General features: G+C 41.2%; 11 protein-coding genes. 7 read left to right on the top strand and 4 right to left on the bottom strand.

The window, feature by feature from the left end; all coding sequences use genetic code 11:
- Positions 1–289: 289 nt before the first annotated feature.
- Positions 290–712: a MaoC family dehydratase gene (locus JHD45_RS21530; RefSeq protein ID WP_199478653.1), complete on the bottom strand. Its 423-nt coding sequence runs from the start codon at positions 710–712 to the stop codon at positions 290–292.
- A 67-nt stretch (positions 713–779) separates the two neighbouring features.
- Here JHD45_RS21530 and JHD45_RS21525 point away from each other — a divergent pair, with 67 nt between their 5' ends.
- The 7 genes from JHD45_RS21525 (at position 780) to yjjG (ending at position 6978) form a co-directional block, all read left to right on the top strand.
- Entirely contained in the window at positions 780–1424 is a 645-nt protein-coding gene (locus JHD45_RS21525) for an HAD-IA family hydrolase (protein ID WP_199478652.1), read from the top strand.
- A 3-nt stretch (positions 1425–1427) separates the two neighbouring features.
- Positions 1428–2495 (top strand): signal peptide peptidase SppA, encoded by a 1068-nt coding sequence (sppA, locus tag JHD45_RS21520; RefSeq protein WP_199478651.1) that lies wholly within the window; start codon positions 1428–1430, stop codon positions 2493–2495.
- A 191-nt stretch (positions 2496–2686) separates the two neighbouring features.
- Entirely contained in the window at positions 2687–3448 is a 762-nt protein-coding gene (locus JHD45_RS21515; protein WP_199478650.1) for a hypothetical protein, read from the top strand.
- A gap of 69 nt (positions 3449–3517) precedes the next feature.
- Positions 3518–4432: a 50S ribosomal protein L3 N(5)-glutamine methyltransferase gene (prmB, locus tag JHD45_RS21510; RefSeq protein ID WP_199478649.1), complete on the top strand. Its 915-nt coding sequence runs from the start codon at positions 3518–3520 to the stop codon at positions 4430–4432.
- A gap of 4 nt (positions 4433–4436) precedes the next feature.
- Positions 4437–5534 carry a chorismate synthase gene (gene aroC, locus JHD45_RS21505; protein WP_199478648.1) on the top strand — a complete coding sequence of 366 codons (1098 nt, stop codon included), beginning with the start codon at positions 4437–4439 and terminating at the stop codon, positions 5532–5534.
- 151 nt (positions 5535–5685) lie between these two features.
- Entirely contained in the window at positions 5686–6261 is a 576-nt protein-coding gene (yjjX, locus tag JHD45_RS21500) for an inosine/xanthosine triphosphatase (RefSeq protein WP_199478647.1), read from the top strand.
- 36 nt (positions 6262–6297) lie between these two features.
- Complete coding sequence (yjjG, locus tag JHD45_RS21495) at positions 6298–6978, top strand: pyrimidine 5'-nucleotidase (RefSeq protein WP_199478646.1); 681 nt, start codon at positions 6298–6300, stop codon at positions 6976–6978.
- Between the two features lie 392 nt (positions 6979–7370).
- On the opposite strand, the gene JHD45_RS21490 is transcribed toward yjjG, so the two are convergent.
- The 3 genes from JHD45_RS21490 to JHD45_RS21480 all read right to left on the bottom strand — a co-directional run bounded on the left by JHD45_RS21490 (position 7371) and on the right by JHD45_RS21480 (position 11152).
- On the bottom strand, positions 7371–9428 hold the full coding sequence (locus JHD45_RS21490; RefSeq protein WP_199478645.1) for a diguanylate cyclase domain-containing protein: 2058 nt from the start codon (positions 9426–9428) through the stop codon (positions 7371–7373).
- Between the two features lie 130 nt (positions 9429–9558).
- Positions 9559–10713 (bottom strand): MFS transporter, encoded by a 1155-nt coding sequence (locus JHD45_RS21485; protein WP_199478644.1) that lies wholly within the window; start codon positions 10711–10713, stop codon positions 9559–9561.
- 106 nt (positions 10714–10819) lie between these two features.
- Complete coding sequence (locus tag JHD45_RS21480) at positions 10820–11152, bottom strand: hypothetical protein (protein ID WP_199478643.1); 333 nt, start codon at positions 11150–11152, stop codon at positions 10820–10822.
- Between the last annotated feature and the right edge of the window lie 48 nt (positions 11153–11200).

Genomic DNA, 11200 nt, shown 5'->3' with positions numbered 1-11200 from the left:
GTAAATAGACTGTGATGAAAGCGCCTGATTGTAGACTAAATACATTATCATTATGTAAAAACGATAAGTGATCATGTAGGGAGGCGTCAAGCAATCGACTCGCATAATATACCTAGTCGTTTATAAGACACATTGTTTATATTGCTCATTATTTTTATTATTCAAATCTGTTTTTTTGTTATAAGAAAAACGCGACCGAAATGGTTCAGTCGCCTTTTGATTTTCGTATCGTTCGAAGCTCTCAGGTTGGCTTATCCACAAAGAAAAGTCGATAAGCCTTGTTTTGCTCTCATTTGGCGGCAGGCAGCATTACAATGGCTTCCCCAGATACAACAACTTTGCCATCACACTCACAGGTTGTTTTTAGTGTTACACGGCGGCGACGTTCATTAATTTCTGCCACCGTAATGGTTGTTGTGACTTCTTGTCCAATATAAACAGGTGCTCTGAACTTAAGGTTTTGCTCCAAATAGATGCATCCAGGTCCTGGTAGCTTTGTGCCAATCGCCGCAGAAATAAATCCAGCAGAAAGCATGCCGTGGGCAATCGGTTTGCCAAAACTTGTAGTGGCTGCGAAATCAGCATCTAAATGAACAGGATTGGTATCGCCTGTTATGTAGGCAAAACTTTGTACGTCTTCTTGAGTCACGGTTTTGGTGTAAGTGGCTGTTTGATCAATTGATAGCGCTTCTAAAGTATAGCCTGTTGTCATTGTGAATCCTTATGTTTGATTTTCCCGCTATGGTACACTTTCGGCGATTTATTCTTAAGGGGTATCTATGGTTAAGTTAGTGATTTTTGATTGGGATGGAACCTTATTTGATTCCATTGATAAGATCTGTAGTTGTATGTTGCAAGCCGCAGAGCACGCCATGGCACCTAAAAGAGAGTTTCATGATATACAAAATATCATCGGTTTATCTTTAGATGAGGGGATTAAGGTTGTTTGGCCTGAACTCCCAGTTGACACATTAGACAAGATAAAAATGCATTATAAACGTTTATATGTGCAAGCAGACCAAAGTCCCCCTTTAGCTTATGACGGGATGTTCGAGCTCCTCGAGCAGTTGAAGGGGCAGGGTGTTTTGTTGGCAGTGGCAACGGGAAAAACTCGTCGTGGGCTAGATCGTATTATGTCACTCACGGAAACGGGTCATTATTTTGCAACGACGCGCTGTGCAGATGAGGCTTTATCGAAACCTCATCCGATGATGCTGGAGCAAATCCTAGCAGAGCTTAATGTATTGCCAGAAGACGCGGTAATGGTTGGCGACACCGAATATGACCTTAATATGGCCAGGGCCGCCGGAGTAGCCAGTATTGGCGTGTCTTATGGTGCCCATGACAAAAAGCGTTTAGCATCTTGTCAGCCACAAACGATTGTCGACAATTTATATCAATTAGCTTCCATTTTAGGGAAATAAAGCATGAGCTGGACCGAAGAAGAAGATAAAAAGAACCAACAAAATTTAACGAATCAACAAGGCGAATTGTTTGAAGAGGACAATGCTGGGCAAAATAGCAATAGCGATAAAGAAAGCGATAACGGCAAATCATCTGAGACTAAACTGGATGATAATCAACAGCTCTGGCGCTTATTAGAGAAAACACTAAGTGATAATGTGATTGAAAAAAGACGTGCTCGTCGTTGGAAGATTTTTTTCCGTTTTACCAGTTTAATTATTTTATTGTGCATAATGGGTTTATGGTTTGGTCGCTCCGCCTTAGATACCAATGTGACTGGGCAAAATACGGTGGCCATCATTCCAATGGATGGGGTTATTGGCAGTGGTGCAGACATCGATGGAAATGAATACGTGGATATTTTAGATGATGCCTATAAAAATCCCAATCTAAAAGGCGTGGTCATCGATATGAACAGTCCTGGTGGCAGCCCTGTCCAGGCCGGTATTATTTACGATGCTATTCGTCAAAAAGAAAAATTGTATCCATCTATTCCTATTATTGTGGTGGTAGAGGATATGGCTGCATCGGGGGGCTACTATATTGCCTCAGCAGCTAATAAAATTTATGCCAATAGAGCAAGTTTGGTGGGTTCCATCGGCGTGATCTCTTCTGGCTTTGATTTAAGTGGCTTAATCAAAAAATTTGGAGTTGAACGTAGAACTTTTACAGCGGGTCGTAATAAGGACTTTCTAGATCCTTTTGTCCCTATGACCAAAGAAGGTAAGGAAAAATGGCAGGCGATCTTGGATGAAACCCATCAGCAATTTATTGATGCTGTAAAAGCGGGACGGGGTGATCGATTAAAAATCACAAACGATGTCTTTTCGGGAATGGTGTTTACCGGCCAGCAAGCGCAAAAAATAGGCTTGATTGACGGCCTAGCGAGTCTTAATGATGTATTAAACTCACAATTCCCTAACGACAAACAAGTGATCTATGGGCCTAAGCAAGATCCGTTAGATGAGTTTGCCAAAAAATTTGGCGTTGAGTTTGCTGCAAAGTTACTTAGTAACGCTAAGCTAAACTAAAGACCACTTATCGACACCTACCTTTTAAAAGCCCCTTCTTGGGGTTTTTTATTGCCCTTGCTTTGTAGTGTGTAATGGAGAGAAGTAAATGCTATTCTTTATTCGTAAAAAAGATAATATAATGACGGAATTGATCATTTGTTGTAAAACGTTCATATAATTTATTTCATCAGAAGAGATAGGAGGTGGGGATGGCTCGTAAGGCAAATATTGCTCGGGAAGAGATTCATCAAGCTTGCTGGGAGCTGCTCGAAAAAAACCAGTTTCCCAATATACCTCGCATCGCGGATTACTTTCTTGATAAAGATGGTCGTAAATGCTCGAACACAACCTTAATGAATGCGATTTCTGAGTGGGAGGAGCTGTATAAAGAGCACCAACAGCATCAGCTTAAAGAGTTAGGCTCTAGTCTAGCGCCTTCTTTTAACCGATTTTCTCGCGATGTTACGCAGATATTAGGCCGACTGCTTGATGAAAAAATGCTCGATGCTGAAGCTCAATATGCCTTAAGGCTCTCGGCTACAGAAGGACAATATTCCTCGTTAAGTTTGGCGTTGTGTGAGTTGCAAGACGCCTACGACGCAGTTTTAGAAGAGCGAGAGTCATTGAAGGTTATGAATACGCAGTTAAATGAACATCTTAAGCTTACTCAACAGCGCTATGATGATGTTTATTCTCATCATCAAGTGATTAACAATCAGCTAACGCGAGAACGCTCAGAAAAAGAAGCATTGCGTCTAAACCTTGATCAGCATGAGGTTGATTTAGCGAAGCAAGATCATTTGATTTCAAGCCTTAAAGAAGAGAATTCAACGCTTAAACAGCAAGTCAAATCCTTACAAGAAGAGCAAAGATCGGTGGATAAACAGCATCGACAAGCAGTAGACCAAACACTCCAAGAGATTGCTCGAACCATGAAGCAGATCCAAGGCAAAGATAGAGACAATAAGTAATAAAGGCTATAATGCGGCTTTTTATTTACCCATTAAAAGTGGTCATCAGATGATAGTGAAGAAGATAGTATGAGCAATAGACAGTCCGCCATTCGCGATCTAAGTAGTATTAAAGATTTTATTCGCTGGACTTATAGCCGATTTGAACATAGTGATCTTTTTTATGGTCATGGTACGGATAATGCTTGGGATGAAGCGCTCCATTTGGTTATGGGGGTGTTAAAGCTTCCTCTCGATTTTCATCGCGATATGTTGGATTGCGCTCTGACTTATGATGAAAAAAAACGCATTCTTAAATTAGTTGAAAGGCGTATTAAGCAACGTGAGCCTTTGCCATATTTATTAGGTACGGCTTGGTTTATGGGATTACCTTTCAAAGTTAGTAAAGATACATTGATTCCTCGTTCCCCCATTGTCTCATTGCTTGAGAAGGAATTTTCACCTTGGCTTACGCAATACCCTCTGAATATTTTAGATATGTGCACCGGGTCTGGGTGCTTGGGGATTGCTGCGGCTTTAGTATTTGAGGATGCACAAGTCGATATCAGTGATATTAGTGAAAAGGCTTTGGCGGTTGCTCAAGAAAATATTGAGTTTCATCAGGTAGAAGACAGAGTTACTGCGATCCACTCGGATATGTTTAAAAGCCTTCATGGCAAAAAATATGACCTGATTATTTGTAACCCTCCTTATGTGGACGCCGAGGATTTTAATCGTGCACCGGCAGAGTTTCATAACGAGCCCGAGCTTGCCCTTACGTCTGGTGATGACGGATTAACATTTACCCATGCGTTTTTGTCGCAAGCCGCGCATTATTTACATGATAACGGTATATTGGTATACGAAGTGGGTAATACTGAAGTCGCTTTGCAGGCTGCTTACCCTGACGTTCCCTTTTTGTGGGTGGAATTAGAGCGGGGCGGCAATGGGGTCTTTGTATTAACCAAAGAACAACTTAACACATTACTACGCGAGCAAAAGTAACATTATGTCTGGCAATACATTTGGAACCCTTTTTAAAGTCACCACCTTTGGTGAAAGTCATGGTCTAGCACTAGGTGCTATCGTTGATGGTTGCCCACCAGGCATTGAAATCTGCGAAGCTGATTTACAGCAAGATTTAGATCGTCGTAAACCGGGAACCTCCAAGCACACAACCCAGCGTCGAGAAGCTGATGAAGTGAAGATTCTATCAGGTGTCTTTGAAGGCAAGACAACTGGTACACCGATTGGTCTATTAATTGAGAATACAGATCAGCGTTCTCGTGATTACGGTAATATCCAAGATACATTCCGTCCAGCGCATGCCGACTACACCTATGATCAGAAATATGGCTTTCGTGATTATCGAGGTGGTGGTCGGTCTTCTGCGCGTGAAACGGCCATGCGAGTAGCGGCAGGCGCCATTGCGAAAAAATACCTGAAACAACAGTTTGGCATTGAAATTCAAGGTTTTCTCTCTCAACTTGGCCCAGTCAAGCTGGAGGTAAAAGATTTAACTCAGGTCTATGACAATAGCTTTTTTAGCCCAGATCCTGATGCGGTCTCAGCTCTTGAAGACTATATGACAGCTTTACGTCGCGAGGGCGACTCTGTTGGAGCAAAAATTACCGTCATCGCCAAGAACCTTATGCCAGGTCTAGGGGCGCCGGTCTTTGATCGTTTAGATGCTGATATTGCGAAAGCCATGATGAGCATTAACGCAGTGAAAGGGGTGGAAATAGGCGATGGTTTTAGTGTTATTGAACAAAAAGGGAGTGAGCATCGTGATGAAATGACACCAGAAGGATTTTTGTCAAATCACGCTGGCGGCATATTAGGCGGCATTTCTTCTGGACAGGATATTATTGTTCACATGGCATTAAAGCCTACTTCCAGTATTACGATCCCCGGAAAAAGCATTAATCGCGTAGGGGAAGCCATTGACGTGATTACTAAAGGCCGGCACGACCCTTGTGTTGGCATTCGCGCCACTCCCATTGCGGAGGCCATGCTGGCACTGACGATAATGGATCACTTATTAAGGCATCGTGCACAAAATATGGATGTTGAATGTCCGACTCCGATTATTAAAGCCCAAGTTTAGTATTCGATAAGTTGCTTACTGTAAAATAAAAACCGTGACTGTTTCAAAGAGGGACATCACGGTTTTTTTATATATCGCTCTTTTGTTGTTGCTGGTTAGATTACGACGCCTTAATTAGAGTAATAAATTAAATAAATTTGGTACCTTTATTATGAATAATACCGTTATTCGCATCATCGTTGCCTCCAAAAACCCTGTCAAAATAAGTGCGGCTTATCAAGCTTTTAACAAAGCGTTTCCAGATCACACTATTCACTGTGAAGAAATGTCAGCACCATCAGGTGTAGCAGATCAACCCATGACAGAGGCCGAAACGCGTTTAGGTTCAGAAAATCGTGCACAATTTTGCTATCAACAGAAAAGTCACCAACAAGACGCCAATGTCATGGACGAAAATACTGTGGATTATTTTGTGGCAATGGAGGGCGGTGTTGATCAATTCGAGGAGGGCGCAGTCACCTTCGCTTACGTGACCATCTTAGCTAAAACGGGAAAAATGGTGACTAATCGCTCTGCTAGTTTGCCGCTACCACATTCAATTTACACTCGATTGGTGTCTGGTGAAGAGCTTGGTGATGTGATGGACGACCTATTTGGCACCGTTAACATCAAGCAAAAAGGTGGTGCAATCGGCTTATTTACCAACGAAGCGGAAAACCGCGAAAGTATTTATACTCAGGCTTTGATTCTTTGCCTTGCACCTTTTATCCACCCAGAACACTTCTAGGGACATTAACCGATTTAATCAAAGGAGATTGAACTCATGTATCAATGGATCATTTTTGATGCCGATGACACCTTGTTTCATTTTGATAATTTTGCTGGCCTAGTGCACATGATGGCAAAATATGGGGTGGAATTTACCGAATGGGACTTTAAAGACTATCAAAGTATCAACAAACCTTTATGGGTTGAATATCAAAACCAGGCTATTACTGCTGAGCAATTACAAACGAGACGCTTTCAAACATGGGCCGATAAATTGTCTGTGTCGGCACAACAGTTAAACCATGATTTTTTAGAGTCCATGGCTGAGATTTGCCAAGCACTACCAGGAGCCAAAGAGCTAGTTGACTATCTGCAAAGCCAGAAGGTGAATATGGCTATTATCACCAATGGCTTTACCCAGCTCCAGCAAACCCGTTTAGAAAGAACTGGCTTTCATCGGTATTTTTCTCCCGTTGTTATTTCCGAACAGATTGGTATCGCCAAACCAAACCGTTTGATTTTTGACCACACGTTAACCCTTATGGATAATCCTGATCGGTCCAAAGTGTTAATGGTTGGCGATACTTTAGCATCAGACATACAAGGAGGCATCAACGCCGAACTGGATACCTGCTGGATCAACCATCATAATGAAACACATCCAGAACATATCAAACCAACTTACCAAGCTCATTCTTTAGTTGAACTCAAGAACATATTAGAGAGTGTGCTCTAGAATAAGAAGGATGTAATCGATTGAGCGTCTTCAAGACTCATTACAATCAATCATTAGTCACCATGTTGAGACAAGCACAACAATAAGCCAAAGTGACCAAGTTTAATCATTATTATAACTAAGTGCGTTTACCAATTTAGGTTGGCTATCTATAAGTATCAAATCGGATTTAAACATCAATTTAGGTTGGCTATCTATAAGTATCAAATCGGATTTAAACATCAATTTAGGGCGCATATTTCATTCTACTATTTCCGATAAATGTTATTATCGGAAATAGTAGAATGACAAGAAATAACCCTTTTGGGGCTTGGTTTTAATTTATCTTTATTAAATTCAATGACTTATTCCATGTTGTTGATTTCTTAAGGCGCGCTCTAATTTCATTAGTGTTATAAATAAATATCGCTGTCACTTTGACGATCAATGTAGTTGCCCTGTCCATAATCACAGCCAAGTGATTTTAGACAGTCGTAATCTGTGTTTGTTTCGATGCCTGTTGCGACGACTTGGATGTCTAGTGCATGAGCCATGGCGCATAAAGCCTTGATGCTTTGTTTAGTAACGTCGCTATCATAAGCATTTTGTACCAATGACTCAGCTAAAGTGATGCGTGATATTTGGCATTCAAGTAATGGCTGTATAGATAAGTTTTGTCCTGTGACATGGCTCATTACCAATGATGGCCCATAACTGTCGAGTAACTTGAACGATTGCCTAGCTGGACTATTTGATAAACTTGAACAAACGGTTTCAGCTGGGACCTCAAATAATAATTGCTGCATTGCTATTGGGTGCTTTTCAACGAGAGGCAGTAATACGGATGCTAGCAGATCCGGTTGGGATAGGCTTACCTGCGAAATGGGCATGCTTATTCGCCTGGGCTTGCTCTCCAGCAAAGATGAGAATGATTCTATTTCTTTTTCTATCGCATCAATCGCTTTACGAATCAGCTTAACTTCCAAGCAAATAATATTACCGGTCGATTCTGCAATACTTAATAACTCTTGAGCAGAAATTCGCCCAAGTTGAGGATGCTGCCAGCTATAAACCCCCTGCTCTTTTGTTTTAATGCCTGTTTTTAAGTCTTCTAATAAGGTTATTTCTAAAGAAAATTCGTCCCTTTCCAGTGCTAATTTTAATTCTTGGCATAAAAAATCATGACGTTTGTTGTCCACGGCGATTTCTAGACTATAGAAGCGATATCTGTTTTTACCTGCTTTTTTCGCTTTATACATCGCATGATCTGCTTTTTGCTGTATGTCTTGTAAGTTGACGCGCTTTGCCGAAGTAAAAACAATACCAATACTGGTGGTGACATGAGAAATTCGATGGTTAATGACAAAGGGCCTTTCAAAACTTTGGATAATTTTTTCCGCGATTTTTTCGGCAACAGGCTGATCTTTAATAGGCGCCGATATCACGACAAATTCATCGCCCCCTAAACGACAGATTAAATCTCGCTGACGAAGCGTATTTTTTAAACGTTCAGATACTTGGGCAAGCAGTAAGTCCCCATAACCATGGCCATAACTGTCATTGACTTGTTTAAAGCCATCCAAATCCAGCAAAAAGAAGGCAAAATTTTCGTTATTTTGGCGACATTCAATCGCAATACGCTCGAACTCACTGGTCAGATGTTGACGATTTGATAGACCTGTCAATTTATCAAAGTTAGCCTGTTGCCAATATTTGTCTTGATTCAATTTGTATTCAGTAACGTCGTGAGAAATGCCAATGACTCCAATAACTTCATCCTTTGAATTTTTTAACGGAAGTTTAGTTGATAGGTTCCATGTATCGTGACCATCATGCCACGTTTCGTGATGAAGTTTGTTGTAGACGCCCTTTTGCGTTCTGATAATGTTTATTTCTTCTTGTCTTGTGATATTCGCGTGCTCACTGGAGTAAAAGTCTGCGTCTGATTTGCCTATTACTTTGCTGGCATCTTTAACGCCATAACGCTTGGCTAAGCTTGGGTTGATTAGAATGAATTTGGATTCAAGGTCCTTAAGGTAAACCTGGTCGGGGATGGAGTTGATCAGTGATAAAAGCAGGTTATGTTCTTCTCTAACCTCGTTCAGTAAGGCATATTCTTTAGAAACATCTTCCCATAACTCAACCAATACATGGTCACCATCGCTAAGCTCCATGGAAAATTCATTAAGGCGTAAAATAGACTGATCATGGAGGCGTAAATAGTCTTTCTGGAATGACGATTGTGTTTTTGATATGAGCTGATCAGTTATAATCGGCTGCAGAGTTTTATGGTATAGGTTTTCTATCTGGGGACGGTTTAATGTGTAAGAGCTGCCTGCGATAATTGACGGTGCTAGCCATTCTTGAAAAAAAAGAGAGTTATAAAAAAATACACGCCCATCTAGACCATAAATTACCATTGCTCTAGGTAACTGTTCTGCTAATGATTGGTAATCTCTTTCTATTAACACAATGCCTTTCCAACCACATAATAAGGATAACTGTATAAATTTAGTCTTCAATGCCTATGGACACAATCCTTAAATACTAAAAAGCCGCCAAAAAGCAAGATTTTGGCGGCTTTTTTATCACTTTTCTCTACTAATTGGTTGGTGAGAGCTTACGATTAATGAATACCAACAACAATCCACTGCAAGATAATATACCCGCTGCGGTAGGAATCCATTCATAACCAAGACCAACGGTAATAACCAGTCCGCCTAACGCAGCCCCTAAAGCATTACCTAAATTGAAGGCACCAATATTAATGGAAGATGCTAAGCCTGGCGCGTCCTCTGCGACTTTCATAACCTTCATTTGTAACGGTGGCCCAATACCAAAAATGGCAACCCCCCATAAAAAAACCATAATTGCAGCAGAAAAAGTAGATTGGACGACAAAGCTAAAAGCCACCAAGAAAATAATCTGAGCCGCTAATACGCAAAATAAAGCAAAGTCCGTCGACTTATCGGCCAATTTACCGCTGATAAAATTTCCTAAGGTAAAGCCAATTCCTGCCAGCATCAGAATAGAAGCAATGGCATTATCAGATGCGTTTGAGAGGGTTCGCAAGATAGGTGAAATGTATGTATATAGTGTGAACATGGACCCTGCACATAATACGGTACAAGCAAAGGCTCGCAGTACGGCGGGTTGCACAATGGCCGTTAATTCTTTTTTTACATTCGGCCTTTCTAACGCTGGCATTTCTGGTAAGAAGCGCAGCATCCCAGAAATGGCTAGAATACCCAGTAAAGCGGTCACCGCAAAAGCGGCTCGCCAATCAAGTGTTTGGCCTAGCCAAGTGGTGAAAGGAACACCAATAATATTTGCGATGGTTAAGCCTAGAAACATAGAAGCGACAGCCGAGCCTTTTTTGTTCATGGGCGCTAGGTCCATTGCTACCATGGCGCCAATACCAAAAAAGGCGCCGTGGGAAAGACTTGTCACAATTCGAGAGATCAATAATACATCGTAATTCGGTGCTAAAGCAGAAAATGCGTTGCCGATAATAAATAATCCCATTAGGGCGATTAGGGATTTTTTACGGCCAAATCGACTTAAATATAAAGTCACGATTGGTGCACCAAACATGACACCGACCGCATAAGCACTAATCAATAGTCCGGCGCTAGGAATAGAGACATTCACACCATCAGCGATGACGGGCAGAAGCCCCATGGGCATAAACTCAGTTGTACCGATGCCAAAAGCACCTAACGCTAAGGCAAATATGCCCCATTGATAAGCTCGCATAGAAGCTCCCTATCTGCATACAATTAAATAAAAAAGGAAACCAAACCGAAGTTTGATTTCCTTTACGATAAGATCAAATACCGTTCTTTAGACTTAAGCCATCACACTATTTGGGTGGTTTACCACAACAATGAGGAACATGACGAATATTATCCCTTACATTCTGTTCGACTTGGCGTAAGGTATTCAATCTCCAACGGTTTATCCAGCCATTATTAAGCATAATTTGTGAGGCTCGCATGGCTTCTAAAAGCGTGTTTAGATCCACCCATTTTACATCATAATGGATCTGAATTTTTTGTTTTTTCACTAAAATACGTAAAAACTGAATACCGTCCGCCTCTTGCCATGTTTGAAAGAATGACTTTGCTTGTTCCATTTTCATGGAGTGAGTGCAAATAGTGGCTTTAACAATGCTCGCCTGATCAAACGTTTTCATGTTCCACCCACCTGCGTCATTTTTTCTTTTTGTTCGGTGTTATCCAGA

The sequence above is a fragment of the Marinomonas spartinae genome (assembly GCF_016461715.1).
In the GTDB taxonomy this organism is placed as follows: Bacteria; Pseudomonadota; Gammaproteobacteria; order Pseudomonadales; family Marinomonadaceae; genus Marinomonas; species Marinomonas spartinae_A.
The sequence above is the reverse complement of the archived record's forward strand: the minus strand, read 5'-3'. Positions and strand labels throughout refer to the sequence as shown.

What these genes read in the sequence shown, in the direction of transcription:
- JHD45_RS21530 (WP_199478653.1), bottom strand. Translation starts at nt 712, where the DNA reads ATGACAACAGGCTATACTTTAGAAGCGCTATCAATTGATCAAACAGCC.
- JHD45_RS21525 (WP_199478652.1), top strand. Translation starts at nt 780, where the DNA reads ATGGTTAAGTTAGTGATTTTTGATTGGGATGGAACCTTATTTGATTCC.
- sppA (WP_199478651.1), top strand. Translation starts at nt 1,428, where the DNA reads ATGAGCTGGACCGAAGAAGAAGATAAAAAGAACCAACAAAATTTAACG.
- JHD45_RS21515 (WP_199478650.1), top strand. Translation starts at nt 2,687, where the DNA reads ATGGCTCGTAAGGCAAATATTGCTCGGGAAGAGATTCATCAAGCTTGC.
- prmB (WP_199478649.1), top strand. Translation starts at nt 3,518, where the DNA reads ATGAGCAATAGACAGTCCGCCATTCGCGATCTAAGTAGTATTAAAGAT.
- aroC (WP_199478648.1), top strand. Translation starts at nt 4,437, where the DNA reads ATGTCTGGCAATACATTTGGAACCCTTTTTAAAGTCACCACCTTTGGT.
- yjjX (WP_199478647.1), top strand. Translation starts at nt 5,686, where the DNA reads ATGAATAATACCGTTATTCGCATCATCGTTGCCTCCAAAAACCCTGTC.
- yjjG (WP_199478646.1), top strand. Translation starts at nt 6,298, where the DNA reads ATGTATCAATGGATCATTTTTGATGCCGATGACACCTTGTTTCATTTT.
- JHD45_RS21485 (WP_199478644.1), bottom strand. Translation starts at nt 10,713, where the DNA reads ATGCGAGCTTATCAATGGGGCATATTTGCCTTAGCGTTAGGTGCTTTT.
- JHD45_RS21480 (WP_199478643.1), bottom strand. Translation starts at nt 11,152, where the DNA reads ATGAAAACGTTTGATCAGGCGAGCATTGTTAAAGCCACTATTTGCACT.